General features: G+C 48.5%; 18 protein-coding genes. All 18 read right to left on the reverse strand.

Annotated elements, in window-relative coordinates; translation table 11 throughout:
* Nucleotides 1-5: 5 nt before the first annotated feature.
* Complete coding sequence (locus RBT11_09895; GenBank protein MDX9787079.1) at nt 6-434, reverse strand: acyltransferase; 429 nt, start codon at nt 432-434, stop codon at nt 6-8.
* Between the two features lie 22 nt (nt 435-456).
* The gene (locus RBT11_09900) at nt 457-1092 is read right to left on the reverse strand and encodes an acetyltransferase (protein ID MDX9787080.1); all 636 of its coding nucleotides are present in this window, start codon (nt 1090-1092) and stop codon (nt 457-459) included.
* An 83-nt stretch (nt 1093-1175) separates the two neighbouring features.
* Nucleotides 1176-1547, reverse strand: a complete 372-nt coding sequence (locus tag RBT11_09905; protein ID MDX9787081.1) for a GxxExxY protein — start codon at nt 1545-1547, stop codon at nt 1176-1178.
* A 90-nt stretch (nt 1548-1637) separates the two neighbouring features.
* Nucleotides 1638-2294 (reverse strand): sugar transferase, encoded by a 657-nt coding sequence (locus RBT11_09910; protein ID MDX9787082.1) that lies wholly within the window; start codon nt 2292-2294, stop codon nt 1638-1640.
* Nucleotides 2295-2312: 18 nt separating this feature from the next.
* The gene (locus RBT11_09915; protein MDX9787083.1) at nt 2313-3518 is read right to left on the reverse strand and encodes a glycosyltransferase family 4 protein; all 1206 of its coding nucleotides are present in this window, start codon (nt 3516-3518) and stop codon (nt 2313-2315) included.
* 9 nt (nt 3519-3527) lie between these two features.
* Nucleotides 3528-4718 carry a UDP-N-acetylglucosamine 2-epimerase (non-hydrolyzing) gene (wecB, locus tag RBT11_09920; protein MDX9787084.1) on the reverse strand — a complete coding sequence of 397 codons (1191 nt, stop codon included), beginning with the start codon at nt 4716-4718 and terminating at the stop codon, nt 3528-3530.
* A 99-nt stretch (nt 4719-4817) separates the two neighbouring features.
* Nucleotides 4818-5111 carry a four helix bundle protein gene (locus RBT11_09925; protein MDX9787085.1) on the reverse strand — a complete coding sequence of 98 codons (294 nt, stop codon included), beginning with the start codon at nt 5109-5111 and terminating at the stop codon, nt 4818-4820.
* Nucleotides 5112-5142: 31 nt separating this feature from the next.
* Nucleotides 5143-6249, reverse strand: a complete 1107-nt coding sequence (locus tag RBT11_09930) for an NAD-dependent epimerase/dehydratase family protein (protein ID MDX9787086.1) — start codon at nt 6247-6249, stop codon at nt 5143-5145.
* A 354-nt stretch (nt 6250-6603) separates the two neighbouring features.
* Nucleotides 6604-7008 carry a hypothetical protein gene (locus RBT11_09935; GenBank protein MDX9787087.1) on the reverse strand — a complete coding sequence of 135 codons (405 nt, stop codon included), beginning with the start codon at nt 7006-7008 and terminating at the stop codon, nt 6604-6606.
* Entirely contained in the window at nt 7001-7222 is a 222-nt protein-coding gene (locus RBT11_09940) for a UPF0175 family protein (GenBank protein ID MDX9787088.1), read from the reverse strand. Before RBT11_09940 ends, RBT11_09935 begins: the two co-directional genes overlap by 8 nt.
* Before the next feature lie 155 nt (nt 7223-7377).
* A complete protein-coding gene (locus RBT11_09945) occupies nt 7378-8400 on the reverse strand; it encodes a polysaccharide biosynthesis protein (GenBank protein MDX9787089.1) in 1023 nt (340 codons plus the stop codon).
* A 77-nt stretch (nt 8401-8477) separates the two neighbouring features.
* Nucleotides 8478-9668: a glycosyltransferase gene (locus tag RBT11_09950; protein MDX9787090.1), complete on the reverse strand. Its 1191-nt coding sequence runs from the start codon at nt 9666-9668 to the stop codon at nt 8478-8480.
* A 107-nt stretch (nt 9669-9775) separates the two neighbouring features.
* The gene (locus RBT11_09955) at nt 9776-10915 is read right to left on the reverse strand and encodes a glycosyltransferase family 4 protein (protein MDX9787091.1); all 1140 of its coding nucleotides are present in this window, start codon (nt 10913-10915) and stop codon (nt 9776-9778) included.
* 150 nt (nt 10916-11065) lie between these two features.
* Entirely contained in the window at nt 11066-12928 is a 1863-nt protein-coding gene (locus tag RBT11_09960; protein ID MDX9787092.1) for an asparagine synthase-related protein, read from the reverse strand.
* A complete protein-coding gene (locus tag RBT11_09965) occupies nt 12925-14232 on the reverse strand; it encodes a hypothetical protein (protein ID MDX9787093.1) in 1308 nt (435 codons plus the stop codon). The genes RBT11_09960 and RBT11_09965 overlap by 4 nt, the downstream gene beginning before the upstream one ends.
* A complete protein-coding gene (locus RBT11_09970) occupies nt 14217-15386 on the reverse strand; it encodes a Coenzyme F420 hydrogenase/dehydrogenase, beta subunit C-terminal domain (protein ID MDX9787094.1) in 1170 nt (389 codons plus the stop codon). Before RBT11_09970 ends, RBT11_09965 begins: the two co-directional genes overlap by 16 nt.
* The gene (locus RBT11_09975) at nt 15383-16960 is read right to left on the reverse strand and encodes an oligosaccharide flippase family protein (protein MDX9787095.1); all 1578 of its coding nucleotides are present in this window, start codon (nt 16958-16960) and stop codon (nt 15383-15385) included. Before RBT11_09975 ends, RBT11_09970 begins: the two co-directional genes overlap by 4 nt.
* Before the next feature lie 41 nt (nt 16961-17001).
* Nucleotides 17002-18096, reverse strand: a complete 1095-nt coding sequence (locus tag RBT11_09980; protein MDX9787096.1) for a polysaccharide pyruvyl transferase family protein — start codon at nt 18094-18096, stop codon at nt 17002-17004.
* Nucleotides 18097-18306 lie beyond the last annotated feature (210 nt).

Here is an 18306-nt window from a genome sequence, read left to right on the forward strand (position 1 = left end):
TTCCCTCACCGACTCTCGACAATCCCGGCAGGCACCCCAACCACTACCGCACCATCCGGAACATCCCGGTTCACAAAACTCATCGCCCCGACCACCGCATTTTCACCGATTGTCACCCCCGGCATCACGATGCTGTGGCTGCCGATCCTGCAGTTTCGCTTCAGAAGCACCGGCCCGGTTTTATGGTCTATCGTGGATACGGAATACAGGGAACAGTGAGATCCAACCTGAACATGGTCCTCGATCGTCACGCCGTATTTTGCATTGATATAGGTGAAGGCGCCGATGTCCGTTTTATATCCCAATTGCAGGTTGTTTTTGTGCTGGACCAGCCAGTTGTATTGGGTGAGTTTGCTCTCTTCTATTTTTGGGGATTGCCAGGCTGAAAACCGATCCGCAGATTTCGCAGATTTCGCGGATTCGGAAGATTCCACTGATGAGGTGGATGGCAGATGGTTATTTTCGGAGGGGTTTGGCTGGTACCCCCCCCCATGTTTCACCGGGTGGAACAGACTGGGTAACTACGGCCCCGGCACCGATTACGGCGTCGTCGCCGATCATCAGGGGGGCATTTTCCGTGCCGTTGATGAAGACGGTGCCGGTCCCGACATACACCCGTTTGCCGAGATGCACCCAGCCGGAAACGTGCACCCCGGGGGCCAGGGTGGTGTAATCTCCCAACACCACATCATGGCCGATGGTGCAGGCGAGGTTGATTTGGACATGATGGCCAAGGTGAATATTCGTCGTGAGGATGCAGCCCGCGCAAATCACCGTTCCTTCCCCCATCTCGATCCAGCGGGACTTTTGGACGCCCGGATGAAGCAGCGGGGTAAATTCAAAATCCGCATCCCGGGCTTTATCCATCAACCGATGCCGTGTTTGCGGGCTGCCCACGCCGCCCACAACAGCAGCGGCCGGAAAGGTTGCCCGGGCATCGGCAAGGCTCAAGACCTTAATTCCATTCAAGATATTTCCATGCGTTGCCGGATCATCATCGATAAAGCAGGTCACCTGAACGTTGCAAGATTCCGCCAGCCAGGCCACCTCTCGGCCAAAACCGCTCGCTCCGTAGATTAAAATTTGTTTCATGGTTTTTCTCACCCAAAAACGTTTGGTATCCGCAGATTATTCTGTTCAATACCCCCTTGAGGGGTACGCAGATTACGCGGATTTCACAGATGATAAACGAACCTTTTATAATCCAGGGATTTTGAGCCGAAATTAATTAATAGCCCGGTTTTGAGCCCAGTGGCTTTTAGGTAGTTTATCAGTTGAGCCTCTTCGATTCCGGACAGGCCGGAAATCGCTTTTATTTCGACGATGATTTCTTTAAAGCAGACGAAATCGGGTTGATATGTTTTATTGAGGGGTTTGCCTTTGTATGAAATTTCGACAAGAGGCTGTGCTTTGAAAGAGACATCCTGCTCTGCCAATTCTTTTTCCAAAGCTTCTTGATACACCGCTTCAAGAAATCCGCACCCCAGTTCCTTGTGGACCTCCATGGCGCAGCCGATTATCCGGTATGTCCTTGCGTCTTTAATCATTTATTCATCTATCCGCAGATTACGCAGATTAAACGGATTAAATCTTTGATTGTAAGGGCTTATGCCACTCTGCATCCCTTTTAGGCTGTTTCATCTGTTATAGGGAGGGTCAGTTTTTAAATCTGCGTTAATCTGCGTAATCTGCGGATAAAACTCGGGCATAGTAGCCTCCCCCTCAGCCGAAATTCCTTCCCGGAAAACCACCTTTTTCACCGTCATCAAAATAATTTTAATATCCAGCCATAAAGACTGGTTGTCCACATACCATACATCCAGCGCAAACTTTTCCCCCCACGAAATCGCATTCCGCCCATTCACCTGCGCCCAGCCAGTCAAGCCCGGTTTTACTTCATGACGTCTTGCCTGCTCCGGGGTATATCTTTCCAGATACTGCACGAGAAGCGGGCGTGGGCCGACCAGACTCATTTCGCCTTTTAGTACATTGAACAACTCGGGAAGCTCGTCCAATGATGTGGATCTGAGAACCTTACCAAAGGGGGTTAACCGGTCGGCATCCGGTAATAACCTTCCATTTACATCCCTCTTTTCCGTCATGGACTTGAACTTATAAAGCGTAAAAGGCTTGCCGTATCTGCCGGGGCGCGTCTGATTGAAGAAAACCGGCGAGCCATGCTTTATTCGCACGACCAAGAGGAGAAGCACCCAGAGGGGTAAGGCGGCAACACCTGCAATTAATGCAAAAATCAAATCGATCACGCGCTTAAGATAGTCGGAAGATCTCGGCATTGGTTCAAAAACGATCCCCTACGAAAAGAGCCGCAAAAATTTTTCACACCCGATGTCGAAAGATAAAAAACGGTCATAAAATAACTTGCCGTTCAATCCCCTCCGTTTTCGCTCTTCCGGCGGCATACCATATAATTCTTTTATCGCCAGAAGCATTTCATCCGGATTTTCAGGTGCGCAGACAATGCCGGCACCTATTTCATGAATCAAAGCGGCTGAATCCCCTCGCACTGCCATGAGGATCGGCGTGCCTGTCGCTAAGTATGCTTGCGTTTTTGATGGGATCGTTATTCTGAATAAGGGGTCATCTACTAAGTGAACCAATAATACATCTGCAAGCGCCCATATCTTTTTCATCTCATGCATGGGTTGTCTCGGTATGAACACCACATTTTCAAGCATCAAAGCCTTTGCCTTGGATTTCAAGCGCTCAAGCTCAACACCGCCACCGACGAGAACAAAACGCAAGGCCGGTATTTCCTTCCTGCAAAGGCAAGCCGCCTCTAATACCGTATCCATTCCCTGCATCAACCCCATCGTTCCGGCAAAGACAATATTAAACGTTTCTTTTAAGCCGAATGTTGGCGCTAAGTCGCCGGCACCTTCTTGTGTGGTACCACCCGCTTCATCACACCAATTATAAATAACTTCGATGCGCTCTTCGGCAATTCCCCGTTTAACAAGTGCCTCTTTGAACCCGGGTGACAGGACTGCAATCTTATCGGCTTGACGATAGGCCCAGCAACACCATTTCCCCAAAAGGCTTTGGGCCACTCGGCTATTGAGCATTCCGGAGTTTCGAACCGATTCGGGCCACAGGTCCTGAACATCATATACTATTTTGCACCCGCTTATTTTCCTGAAAACCACTGCCGCCCATGCAAGGGTAATCAGATTGTAAACATAAACGACGTCGGGCTTCTTAACCATAAATGGCCCTATTAACAGGGCCGATATTGAAAAGCTTAGATACGTTATAATCCGTCTTAATCCGGACCGGTCATGGCTTGGAAAGAGTGCCACCCTGTTAACGGGCACCCCCTCGATCATTTCCCTTTGAAAGAATCGCAACCTGTACCCCGGGTAGAGTTTGCCGCCCGGATAGTTCGGAAAGCCGGTGAGTATCTCGACTTCATGACCGCGCGCTTGAATCTTTTTAGCGAACGGCAATCCTTTGAAAAAAGGCTCCGGCTGAAACCACTGGGTCAAAAACAGGATGCGCATTTTCTTTAATCACTTACCTTCCACAGGCCCTTTATGCCAAACGGTTCGCTGGACATAGTCCGTATAGCTCAGGATGAGCCGCGCTACTTTTTCGGACACATTGGGTACTTCGTAATCCATAACAGGTCTTAGCAACCGCGCCTTGCCACGGGGTTGGCGCTCCAGAACGGCAAGCCCTCCCATCACCCGGTCCGGCTCAAGACCGGTCAGCATAACGCACGCCTCTTCCATGCCTTCGGGGCGCTCGTGGGCATTGCGAATGTTTAAGGCTGGAAAATTGAGAATCGAGCTTTCTTCGGTGATGGTGCCGCTGTCCGACAGCGTTGCTCTTGCCTTGGTCTGAAGGTGCACGTAATCGCTAAACCCCATCGGTTTGAGAAGCTCTATGTTGGCATTGAGAGCGGCGCCAGTCTCTTCAATGCGCTTTCGGGTGCGAGGATGGGTGGAGACAATGACGCGAAGGTGATACGTTTCGGCAATCCCGTTCAACACTTCAATATATTTGTTGAATTGCCGAGGATCATCGATATTTTCTTCCCGATGCGCGCTGACCACAAAATATTTTTCAGGTTCCAACCCCATTTTTTTCAGTATATTCGAGCCTTCGATTTTGGGAAGATAGTGATGGATCACCTCATACATGGGGCTGCCGGTTTTGATGATGCGATCCGGCGGAAAGCCTTCGCGCAAAAGATATTCACGGGCAATGGTGCTGTAAGGGAGGTTGATATCGCTGATATGATCGATGATTTTGCGATTAATCTCCTCCGGCACCCGCTGATCAAAGCAGCGGTTGCCTGCTTCCATGTGAAAGACAGGGATTTTTCGGCGTTTGGCCGGGTATGCGGCCAGGCAGCTGTTGGTGTCGCCAAGCACCAGAAGAGCGTCCGGTGTTTCTTTTTCAAGAACCGTATCCACGCGGGCGATTACGTTACCGACGGTTTCGCAGGCGGACTTACCGGCAGCCTTGAGGAAGTGATCGGGCTTCCGTAATTCAAGATCGTCGAAAAAAACCTGGTTCAGCTCATAATCGTAGTTCTGGCCGGTGTGGACGATCACCTGATCCATGTAACGATCCAGGGCCGCCATGACGCGAGAGAGCCGAATGATCTCCGGGCGCGTACCAATGACGGTCATCACTTTGAGCTTGGTGAGCGGTGAGTGGTGAGTGATGAGTGGTGAGTGGTTGTTGGTTTTCATAATGTATTTTTACCTTGAAGGAGATTTAATAAGCCCCTGGATCATTCGGGAAATGGAATGTAATTCATCAAGCATTCTTTTGCATTGGGTTACTTCTAACTATTTTAGATTATTTGCGATAATGAGCTGGGTCTCAAGCTCGGCACCGCTTGATAATCCAATGTAAAGAAATTGTTTAAATTCCGCCTTGTTTTTCCTGGTTGCGCCCTCTGCAATATTGGACGGAATGGATACCGCTGATCTTCGAATTTGTGACGTTAACCCGTAAATTTCTCTGTTGGGAAATGCATCGGTTGCTTTATAAACAGTGGTGACAAAGGTAATGGATTTTTGCCAGACATCCAAATCCCTGTGCGTTCTGACCGCCCCCTCTTTCACACTCTTTCCTGCCACCAGCCCTCCCTCACCATTCACCACTCACCACTCACACCCTGTCAAAATAAGTATCCGGTTTTCCTGGATCAAACATCTCACTGGTCCAAAACAGCGTCACCAAATCCTCTACGCCAACGTTTTCAATGGAATGCGTATACCCCGGCGGAATGTCCAGCACCCGATACTCTTCCCCCCTCACCTCATATTCAATCACCTCATCGCGTTCGATATGCCGAAACCGAATCACCGCCGTCCCCTTCACTACCAGAAATTTCTCGGTCTTCGTATGGTGAAAGTGGTGCCCCCGGGTGATTCCCGGCTTCGTATGGCTCACAAAAATCTGCCCCAAAGCCGGCGATTTGATAAATTCCGCCAGGCTTCCCCTTTCATCGGATTTAACGTCCAACGCATATCCAAAATCTTCTTCTTCAAGATAACTTAAATACGTCGCATATAACGCGCGATCAAACGCACTCTCAAAATTCGGCAACCGAAGGGTTTGGCGCACATCCCGATAGCACCGAATCTTATCCGCAAGTTCCCCCAGCGTTATTTTACGGGCCGAAAGCGCCGATCCGAACCTGAAACCCGTCGCCCCTTCCGCCAGTTCCCCGACAAACATTTTCACCACATCATCGATATAGGTCAACTCAAATTCATAGGCCGGATCAGATACCTGTATGGGAAGCCCGCGAGCGATGTTGTGGCAAAAGGTCGCGGTCACGGAATTATAATTAGGCCGACACCATTTCCCGAAAAGATTTTTAAGTCGATACACCACGCACGCAGCGCCGGTCTTTTCAGCGTACGCCTTCAATCGCAACTCCGCATGGCGCTTGCTGAGCCCGTACGGGTTTTCCAGGTCCGCCTGGATGGAGGAACTGAGCACGATTTTGGGGGCGCGCCCCATTGTTTCAAGTCTCGTGCAGATTGTATCCAGCGACCCGGCATTGCCGGTTTCAAATTCGTCCATATTTTTGGGGCGGTTTACGCCGGCAAGATGGATGATGCAATCGGCTTTTTCTAAGGCCGAATCGAGGTCCTGAAGTGAGTTGTCAATGTCATATTCTAAAAGTTCAACATCTTCACGATGGCGTAATACCGCACATAGATTTTTTCCGACAAAACCTTTTGAGCCGGTAACCAATACTTTCAAGGCCAACTCCTTATAACCAAATAATATAAAATAGTAGTAACTGCCCAGTAGTCAGGAGACAGAATCCAGAATTCAGAATAAAAACAACCGAAAGCAGTCGGATTAAATATAGTTGAATGAAGATTCAGGCGGTTAGTGCATTATTCTGAATTCTGGCTCCTGAATTCTGTATTCCTGAGTAGTTACAAATATTATTTCAAAACGGGGCACGAGGAACACGAAGATGGTGGGAATATGTTAACGCAGAAGCGCACCACAAGTCAGATGAAATGAAATGTGCATGGTTAGCCTTTTAAATTATCCAAAATTACCTTCGATACTCGAAACCCCATAGCCATCAATTTTTGAGCTTCCTCATAGGCACTTGAAATCAGCCTTAGGCGTTCCATTTTTACCAAAACCCCAGCGTTCCATTTTTACCAAAACCCCAATCGTTCCGCTTATTCGGCAGCCCAATGTTCTCGCAGCTTTTCTGCCTTTTAGATCATCTATTAAAACCGGCACATCGGACGTAAAGGCCAAAGCAATAGCTTCGGACTCTCCGCGGCCAAGTCCGATCTCATTTTCCAAAAGCTTCGAAACCCCTTGAGGCGCTTCGGCCATGGTGAAGCATGGCTTTGAATCGCTTGAATATTCATGATGTACCGCGGAAGGCAAGAGAATTTGGTCATAAACATGGCACAACAAATTGAGCAGTTTAAGCTTTTCAAATGCGATCAAAACTGAGGTGTCGGCAATAACTTGCTGTATTTCAGGCATTTCGAATATCTTCTGCTATATGTTCATCGTCAAAGGTGATGGGGCTCACCCCTTTTTTCAGCAGAAGTTCAGAAAAGGTGCGTTCGCTGTATCCTGCAATTTGTGCGGCTTTTCCCAGGGAAATCGATCCTTGTGCAAGCAAGGCTTCCGCAAGGATTATCTTGAGATCTTGGGCCGACACATTAAGATCAGGTATTTCCAAGACTTGGGTCATGATATCACCTCGTGGTTAAAAACCTTTTTTAAAAACCTACATTATGATTTTTAGCATAATTCATTATAACCACCTTTTCAAACACAATAAGCAGGTATTCAGCCCGTTGTGTTGTATCGCTTCCTTTTACCATCGTGCAGCTCGTGGCAAATAAATCAGGCAGCGACCCGTTCCCCCCGCATCGCCTGCCGCACGCATTCCAGCTTCAATAACAGCTCACACATCCCTTCCACATCCTTTTGTTCCGTATTGTGAGAGTTATAATCCTGTTGCAGGGTGACTTCCTCGCGGCCCTCGCTGAAATACTGTGAATAATTCAGATCCCGGTTGTCCGCCGGCACCCGGAAATAGCCCCCCAGATCCTCGGCCACCGACAATTCCTCGCGTGTCAGCAAGGTTTCATACAGCTTCTCCCCATGGCGCGTGCCGATCACCTCGATGGGGGTATCTGTTTCCAACAAGCTTTTAAGCGCCTTGGCCAGGGTCTCAAGGGTGCAGGCCGCGGCCTTTTGAACGAAAATATCCCCGGTATTTCCGTTTTCAAAGGCATACACCACCAGGTCCACCGCATCCTCGATGGTCATCATAAAGCGGCTCATGGCCGGGTCGGTAATCGTAATCGGCCGGCCCGCCTGAATCTGCTCGATGAAAAGAGGAATCACCGACCCCCGGCTGGCCATGACATTGCCATAGCGCGTGATCGAAATCAGCGGCTTATCCTTTGCCACGCGGGATTTTGCCACGGCCAGTTTCTCCATCATCGCCTTGGAAATCCCCATGGCATTGATCGGATACACCGCTTTGTCTGTGCTGAGCACGATCACCCGCTCCACCTGGGTGGCGATCGCCGTGCTAAGCACATTTTCCGTTCCGAGGGCATTGGTATTCAGCGCTTCAAGCGGAAAAAACTCGCAGGACGGCACCTGCTTCAGCGCCGCCGCATGAAAGACGAAATCAACACCCACCATTGCGTCACGCAGACTTCCGCCGTTACGGACATCTCCGATATAAAATTTCAGTTTCGGGTTGGCATAGACCTTTCGCATGTCGTCCTGTTTTTTTTCGTCGCGGCTGAAGATGCGGATTTCTTCGATGCCCGTGTCCAGAAAACGATTTAGAACCGCATTGCCGAAAGTCCCGGTTCCGCCGGTGATCAAAAGTGTTTTATCTTTAAACATTGGCTATCGTCCATTCGGGCTCTTCAGATTCTTCGTGGTTATTTTTTCCATTACCATCTTTGCGTCTTCTCATCGTTTCAATCCTTAGTCACAAAATTGGGCTGTGGTGCCAGTCCCAGAAGCCATTCATAGAGTAAAATCGTCTGCTGGGCGATCTGAGACCAGGCATATTGATCCCGGGCCAACACTTTGCCTCGTTGCCCCATTTCCATCAGCACTGAGCGAGGCTGATTAATGGCCTCTTGTAAGGACTCAGTTATCGCATTCACTGAAATATCGCACCACCATCCACAACGATGGGTTAATAAATCTTCCCACGGAGATGCGTGAGTCGTTAAAACCGGGAGATCGGCCCCCAGAGCCTCAAGGATAGCCACCGGCGCGCCTTCGCTGTAGGATGGCAGCACGAACATTTCCGCTGCTGCAAAGGCATCTCGTTTTTCCTGGTCAAACTGCGGCCCCACAAATTTGACATATTGCGTCAGAGATAGCTGTCGCACCGTGGCGTCAACTTCCGCCTGATGACTGAATTCATCCACACCTGCAATACAAAGCATCCAATCTCCGAGGCGCCACTTTATCTCTGACAACGCCTGCACCAGCATGAGCAGACCTTTTATGGGTGTGATGCGGCCCAAAAACAGCATCAACCGGGCTGTTTCTGGAATTGCGTGCCGTTGCCTGAAAGCCTTCCCATCCCCCTTGCAAATCATCCAGGAAGTTGCAATACCGTTAGAGATTACCGCAATGGGGTTTTGTAGGCCGTATTGCCTGAAACCATCAGCCTCACGATGAGACAAAGCATGAAGACAAGAGGTGCGGGCGAGATTCTTTCGCTCATACAAACTGAGCGCAATCTGTTTTTTAAGGTTGGATCGCTTCAGCGCCCATGGGTCAAGAGAGCCATGCGGCGCAATAATGGTTGGCAAGTTTGTTTGATCTCGCCATAAATTCGTAACAAGCGACATAGCCGTCCAGATGCCGTGTTGATGCAAAATCTGAAAGGTGCACCCCTTTCGGGCAGCCATACGTCCCATCTCAGGCGAAAAACTCAACCTTTCGGGCCCCACAAACGGGAAAGTGAGAATCGATTCAGGGGCCAGCCCTGAATTCTTCGCTACGCCTGTAATTTCAGCCTTCGAGTCACAAGTCCAAATTTCAGTATGATGCCCCAAATATTGCTGGCTTTCGGCAAGGTTCAAGGGGATCGGGCCGATACCGAAGGACCTTTTGCCGACCATTGGTGTGATATGCAGGATTTTAAACACGATTTTTGGATGCTTTGTTAATAGTATTTTTTGATAATAGGAAGGGGGCAGCAGGTCTTCACGCGTTCATCACCTCAAAGCATATAACACTATATGATTTCGGGTTGTTAACTGCTAACCATTCTGTTAAAGACAGATAATTGGTAGTCAGGGTTATAGTAGGCATCAATGATCCTGAAACACCGCTCCCTCACCAGTTCTCTGTCCGGATTGATCAACAACCATTTTTTTATTCCTTCTATTAAGTCAGCGACGTCGTTTTCTTTAAAATAAAAACCATTATAACCATCCACAATGGCCTCCGCTTCTGGCCCTTGGTTGTTTAAATTACTGTGGGTGCAAACTGGCGTGCCAAAACTAAGGCTGTGGATGGCTGTTAGCCCAACATTGCCCGGCGAGACGCACAGATCTGAAACCGATAGATATCTTCCATTTTTTTCCTCGAGATAACAAGCACCAACAAAATGCAGCCATTTACCCGCAATTCCTTTCTGACCAAGTTTCTCAAGTTTTTCACGTTCGGGGCCATCGCCGATGACAACAAGGTTTAAAAAAGGTTTTTTGCTGTTGATGGAATTCGCAGCATGCAATAAAATATCTAGTCTTTTGCTTATTGTAAGCCTCCCAATAAACAAAAGAATCGGAAGACATTGGTTTCGAAAAAAGGGATAAACTTCTTGCTTGGTCAAAGTACGGTATTGTTCCCGCATAGCTTTATGACGATCATAATCTAACGAGTTAAACACCACGAACAGGTCTTCGGCCTTAAACCCCAACGCGATCATCAATCTTTTTGCCCGCCGCCCGTACACCAAGTGTTGGTGTGCCAGGCGGTAAAAATTTTTCCGCAGGAAGAGTTTTAGCCTCGATTCATTCCCATATATCCCATGCCCCCAAAACACAACCCGGGCACCTTTAAGCCTGCAAATGATGGCTGATAGCCAAGTAGAAAGGCAATAACATTCCCCAAGGAAGACGACCACCGAATAATCGCTTTTCAAAATAATAGCTAATGCTCCCAATTGCCAAAAAAGTATTATATTTTTTAGCCAAATATTTTTTAGCCTTTGAATTTGATTTGATTTACTGGAATTTTCAAACTCTTTCATTCGAATTTGCGGGATTCCTATTGAGAGATTTTCACCATAAGCAAAAGAACAGTTAAACGAATCGGTTTGCAACAATTTAAGCCACAATGGCTTGCGATAATTTGGGGCGATGTTGGTGAGAATAAGTATATTTTGCATGCGGAAACCTAAATTTTATCGATTATGGTATCTCAGCCAGTAACTGTTCATTACTCTAACGGTATTCAGATATTACCACTTCAATTGCTTTTATCTGGCCTGATATTGATCAGGCCATAACTACATACGCTTAAAAATTTTTTGCCCCGCCTAAGGTTCTAATGACTGCGAAATCAACTCGTTATGGAAAAGTCCAAATGAAACCAAGAGAGCAAGCATCATGTGCTTTTCGGCTGAATTTTTAGTCCTTTTCGTCCATAGTTCTATCAAAACATCGCGGTCGAAAATACTATCGGGTAACGCTTCATTATCCTCAATGACATTAGTAATAATTTGTTGTAAATCCGAACTCGTATCAAGCAGTCGATCAGTCCGTTGCCATGCGCCATGCCCGCTTACTTCACGACTGGACGAGATTCTTAAAAGAGCGCCTCGAGCTCGCGATAAATTGCCGCGACATTGTAGCGCTCCATTATGCATCCAACCGGGAAATCTGGCAGGCAGCCAGCTCGATGCATCAGGGAGCGAAGCAAGCCCCTTCCCAACGATTTTTAATGCTTCAAGTACGAGACGGCCGCCTGCACGCGTATCTGAAGGAATCGTCAAATATAGTTTTCGGAGGCGCGGAGAACTGAATAGATTTCTTTCAGATGTAAAAGACCGAAAGCAAACCAAATTCAGCATTTCTTTTACGCGGACCATACTCCGTGTTTGGTAAAGCTCCCACAAGTCTGGCAAATTGTTCGCCCACCGAATACATTTTTCGATCTCTTTGCTTGCCGCTTCTACATATGCGTCTCTGCATTCTCGATGAATTTCCTTGCGCAAAACATTGTACCCCAAAAAATTATCTTGGCGGGTATCCATCAAAAGACGAAGAATTTGGTCAGAATTCGGTTTTGGTCCACGACGATTTCGCCAGTCGCACCAAAATCTTTTATCTTTCTTTAAAAGTAAGCCCTTAAAGTAAGTATCGGCGCCGAAACCTAAGGTCACAACATCGTATGGAAATAAGTCGTGCATGTCCGCCAATGGCGTGTAATGTGACTCCAGCCAGGACCATAACCCTGAACTTCCCTGGCTGGCCTTCGCCACGAGAGAAGGGTACCAGTCAATGTTTCGTTTAATGATCGAATGTTTCAGACCACAGCGGTTTGCGATTTTGTGTGCGATATCCACTTCCCGATTGACCCTGTCGCACAAAGTGACCGCACCCATTTCATCAGGACACAATGCAGCGATCAGTCTTGAATCAAGGCCACCGCTAAGCATGAGGCACGGGGCACGGCTTCCGGTGCAAAGATCCACGAGGGTATGACGCATGCATTCAACAAGCGCTTCAGCCGTCTCTCGGGTAGACCGATCGAAATCCGGTCTAAATACCGGTTCTGTATAGTAGGACTTGCTGATTACACGATCACCCTTAAATTCTATCGCTTGTCCCGGCTCTAATCCTTTCACTCCGTCTATTGGCGAATGATCGCCGACAGTTTTGGCCCAAGAAAAAAATGACCACAAATAGGCCTTGTCAATCGACAATTTGCCATCGAACAAATGGCAAACGTCGCGCAAATCAGAAGAAATCACGGTGCCGTACGAGGTGTTTGTAGACCATAAGGGGCGGCTTGAAATTGGGTCCGTCGCTACAAGGGAAATCTCTTTTTGGCTATCATGCATAAACAAGGAAAAAGAGCCTTCTACATCGGCGAGAAAAGCAGTGCCGCGTTCCCTCCAAGCATTGAGAAGGATCTGCCCTAATTTGCCGGGTGCACTTGCACCTGGCGCTACTGCGTACCCCAAAATGACGACCCGGCCAGTTACACCAATGCGGGAATCGTTATTCTCATAAAAAAGAAAAACCTCTGGTCCAGGCACCCAACCGACCACCGCTTGGCGCAGAGAATATACACAAGGCAACAGCTGTTTTGAATTGGGAGCAATAGCATTGCGCAGTGCTTCCATGTGATGGGAAATATTTTCCTCCGCCTTAAGCAGAACGATGGCTATGCTCATGTCAATTCTCCACGAATAGGTGCGTTACAACCAATCAGAAGCGGTCGCGATCGACTCAATTCAGTTGAATTCTGTATGGATGTGGGTTCGCCATAGAAACGGCCCACTATTATACCAATGCCCCCTGTAATGAAACCAAAAATCTTTACGTATAAACCGGTGCTATAGAATTGAACACAAGCCATCAATACGATGACCGAGACCAACGGTATTGCCAAAGGCGATTTTAACTTACAAAGTTTTAAAAGCAAACTGATTAGACTACTATAAATATTAAGCATAATTATCACACCGACTATGCCATAATCATAAAGAAGTAAAAGCCAATCATTATGCGGTTCATGCCCTGTCGCTGCAAGCGATTGCCGGTTTCCGTGTCCTATAACTAATAAATAATAATCCGCTTTTGCAATTGCCTCCAAAGTTGCGGCATAAATGCCGCTTCGGCCGGTGTCGGATTTTAAACGGCGAGAAACAGCCTCTGGATTGGCGCGCACGAATAGCAATCCAGCCGATATAGCTATGGCCCATAGAGCGATTATGGCAATGGCGTTTTTGCCTTTTTTTTTTACGTTGGAAAAAATAGTATAATAGAGCAGGGATGAACTGAACCCCATTAAAATTAACGCCAGTATCACGCCACGTTTCAAGGAATAAACCGCCCCATAGGATATCAACGCAATGGCAATTATTTTTAAAGTCTTTCTCTTTAGTAACAGCGCATAGGGGAACAGGGCTACGATGTAATAACCTGCGTAGTTCTGGGCCTGCCGGTACACCGGAGTATTGCTTATTTCCACATTAACCCTCGTGAAATTCAGTAACGCAGGCACCCATACCAACAATGAACAGACGGCCAGAACTATAAACATCTGCAAGCGTTCGGGATGGGCACGGGAACGAATATAGAAGAATAGAAACAGCGAATACCAATAAAGATACATGACCCATAGGTACACCGCCTCCATCATCTTGTTGTCCGTATATGTAATTCCTGAAACACACAGCCAGATAAATAAAAGGAGAAAGGAAATAGGCATACGGCCGGAGAGAATGGTGGGCGCGTGACTAAAAAAAACAACCATGAGCGCGAAAGCAGTCTGAGCCCCGCAGAGTATCCTGACTGGCAACCGGTCGCCCCCTGCCCCACCTGGGAGCAAGTATTCTGAAACGGCCATCGCCACAAAAAACAACCCCATGACGGCAAATGGGATATCCAACCGTGGAAAAAAAGGAAGCCGCATCATCGGGGGTGGTCGTAACCTCCTGGATGGCGTTGAAGGAATTCTCATGCGCATTTCCAATTGTCGCGCCACCTGAGACAAACCCGGCGAATATAGGCAAGCCGGCGCACCAAGGTATTTCGGGGTTTTATATACTTTTGTGTGAGTTCCTCGAATGACAAGCGATCGAGGTCCGCAAAAAACGCCGCTCTTTCAGGCGAAGGCTTGACCGATTTTCGAAGATTGCTTTCTTTTTCGACATAGGCGAACGGGCATTCCGTAAGAGAAAGACGCCCTGCACTTTGCTGGATTGCCCGGCGGCCCCGTGCTGTATTGACAATGACAGCCGAAGTGCCCCCGCGATTTATCAGTGACGGCTCGAATTTCAACAACTGCCAAAAATCCCCTAACGTGATGTCAGCCGCTGAGTCGCCAAGCTTACTGGTGCATTGATGACAAGCCGGTCTTAGATAGATGTTTTTTAGAAAGCCAAGATTAAAATGATTATCCATATTGTTTTCATCACAAAACATGCCGTCTGCACAAGCAATTCGCACCATGGGGTACAACCAACCGAACGACTTATCCCGGAAGAAAAAGTCGACGACCTTTGAGTTTTTGTGTTTTTCTATTGAGTCGATAGCCATACGGAAGACCTTCGGGGAAGGAACACCATGGCAAATCAAGTCACAAGTTAAAAGGCCCTCATGGTCTTTTCCGATCGCAGCCTGAAGTCCGGCGATCTGGCAGGGCGTTCCGGAATAAAGAACGCGCTTTCCAGCCATAAGGTATTTTTCGGCCGCGTGGTATGAGTACCCGACGTCCGATTGCACATATTTGCTGCCGCGCAGCGCCCGCAGACCGCCCCACGACGTTACGGCCATATGCCGAACCGTCATCTTCTCATCGTACGCGGCGCCAAACACGACACCGCCTTCTTCGATAATAGGGCGGGCGATTTCCGAAAATACGCCGCCGGAGGTGCTTTGCCGCAACAGGTCGGGATCAGTTGTCCAACCCGCATAAACGGTCGGTATGGCCATTGATGTTACGACGGCATCAGCCCGCACCGGGCAGCCCTTGATACAAAGACCGCAGGAATTGCATCTTTCCGGGTCGACTCGCGGGTAAAGAAACCCCTCGCCATCCTCGACCATGTCGATGGCCTTCTGTGGGCAACTAAAAACACAGGCGGAACAACCTGTGCAGTTTTCAACGGGCACCCTATCGTTCATCGTGCTTTTACCTCCCCTCCGCCTACCGCGAACGTCACCCTGATACCAGCCTGAAATGCGGAACGAAAGAGGGCGCGCTCACTTTCATTCATACCGAAAAGCCACATCGACAGGGCATAGAGGATAAGGAAAAGGATTAAGCGCACCGTTAGCCCAACCCAGCCCTCACCCACCGGCAGATAAACAAGGGCAGCTCCCACGACCGTGACTGCGACAATGACGGTAAGAATCCGTTCAGACACTTTTTTGAAGAACAGCCACATATTCAGGCCGACATAGTAATGGTAGTAAAGGTTCATGACCACCCCATGACCGATCAGCAGCGCCAAACCCGTGGCAATTGCCGGACCATATAATCCGAAAGCACGAATCAGGAAAACAGCGCTCACGCCGCTGATAACAGCGAAGGCCAAGGTGATAAGCGCCCGGTCGCGGTTGAGCATTTTTGCATAAAGAATAGAGAGAATCGTATTTTGACATATGGGGATCGTCACCGGAGCCACTATAAAAAGCGCCGTCGCCCAGGCGCCGACATATTCGGGCCCGGCCCACAGCGAAATAAATTGCCGCCCGAAAAGAATGAATCCGCCCAAGACGCACCCCACGAGCATGAGTTGATATCGACTGGGACCGATAATGGCTCGTGTGAGCAGCTCACCATCCGCATCTTCCACGACTAATCGCGTAATTCGGGGCAGAAACACGCTGGAAATCATCGACGGCAGCGTGTTGTATATCGTATTGACCTGCAAGGCGATTGCATAGATGCCGACCAGGCTGGTGGTTGTCATGGCGCCGAGCAAAATGCTCCCCAGACGGAAATTGATTTGAAGCACCAGCATGGCGAGAAACGCCCAGAAGGCGAATCCAAGCACCTCGCCAAAGAGAGACCAGTCCCAGTAGTGAAGTTTAAAGCGGACCTTAAGAACAATACCGGCATAGGCCGCGTTCAACGCCAGAATCGCAACATTAATAAACGCTTCAGCGATAACGATGCCGATCGCTCGATGCCCCAGGGCCAGCACGGCCGCAACCACGCCAACTTTCACCCACATACAAACGCTGTCAGTAATCCGGGAAAAAACAAACCGCTCGTGACCGGCATTCACCCCAATAAACGCTCTGCCAATAATTGTGGCGCAAATGCTGCCGAGGAGAATCATAAACATAACCCTGGCATCCGCCATCTCGTTCGATGTCAGCGACTTCGAAAATATCGTGTCCAGGTTAAGGTACAGAAAAAAGCCGACGACACTGATTACTGCGGCCAAAAATACATAAATGATGATACACATCGCAAAAACATTGTCCTGACGGACGCGGTCATTCAAGGCTTGATATTTAGCGGTGAATCTACCCAGAGTGCCGCTGATGCCGAAATCAATCAGCGCCAGGTACCCCACGAAGGCGCCGATCAACTGATACAAACCGAACTCGGCGCTATCGAGGTGGCGCAGGATAATCGGGATGATCAACAGCTTCGAGCTGAGACTGGAAATCACATACACCAGCCCAAAAGCGGCGCCCAGCCTTCTTTCCCTTTGGCCTTGTATTTCCGAAGCAACGTGGGTCATATTCGATTTCGCCGGTCGATCATGAGGGGGCTCATTGAAATTCACGGTTGTTGCAACGCGGTTTTCAGAAAGACGATTGATTGCCGTCTTTCTCCGTCAAATAATGAATTGGCGGCTGTGTAATCGATTTTCAAAGGCCATTCGGGGAACTGGTCCAAAGCACTTACTTGTCTATTTGACAATCCGATTCGGTTTAGCAAGTCAGCGACCCGCGAGTTTGTCGCATTGTGAGGGACAGACCAGAACGGCTTCCGGTAAATGATCGAAAACGCGGTTCCGTGGAACGAATTAGTGCAAACGCATGTTGCATTGGCAAACAAACCGACAAACTCGGATGGACCCGCATCGTAGATCACCCGGTCTGCCATGGGAATAAGATTAAGGGCAGTGAGCGAAAGAACGACGAGGGGAAGCCGTGTCGTCTTTTTTACGTGTTTTACCAATTGCGGGAATAACCCTCTTTGGCTTGTGGTATAAACAAGAATATAGGGAGGCTTGACCGTTGACGGCGCTGCAATACGACCCCATTGATCACTTTTCAGCAACAGGGTAGGGTCAAGCACCACTGCGCTCAGCCGCCCCGCCACCTGCTCAATGATGGCGCGCCCGGTCTCCTCGCGAACAGAGAGATTTGGAATGTCAGTTAGCCAGGGCTGTATTTCTTTCTGAAACGATTGCGAAACAGAGGAAACCCCAAAACTCGGCGCATACGATGTCTTAATCGCTTGGTCTTGCTTCACAAAACCAAGGAAATAGGCCCGATTGCAATCATGATCCGCTCTGGGGTGCCACACCTGGTCGCTTCCGCAAATGAATGCGTCATATTCGAGTAGACTTTTTTCTAGGTCTTCGCTGGAATAATACCTTTTCTCGCTGACATGTAAATTTTGCCGGCGAAAAGCGGCAATACGCTCATTTCGCTCAATAAACTTCCGGTATCGCAAAATCGTGGAGAGGTTAAGGGCGACACCCTTTGTACTCGTCCATGAAGTGAACAAGGATTCGATGCGGTGGGAGGCTTCATAGTCTATAATTTCAGCCGAATGCCCGAGAGATGTTAAAACGGTCTGCAGCGCGTAAGCTTGCAGGATCGCGCCATAGTTAAAACGGAAAAAAGTTAGGATTCCAATTTTCATTTTGAACTCTGATGGGTCTTGAGTGGATTTGGGTGTGGATTTGGGGTCGAACCAAACAAAACCATGTTAACTTAATTACTTAATCGAAATGACAACCCAAAATTGACCCCCTGCGATAACCCAATTTTGACCCCCCTATCGTTAAATAAAAAGCCCTCATTACTGTCTCTATTTCAGGAAGGGGCTGTTTTTGCGTGATGGGAGGGGCTG

It is taken from the genome of Desulfobacterales bacterium, assembly GCA_034003325.1.
Taxonomy (GTDB): domain Bacteria; phylum Desulfobacterota; class Desulfobacteria; order Desulfobacterales; family JAFDDL01; genus JAVEYW01.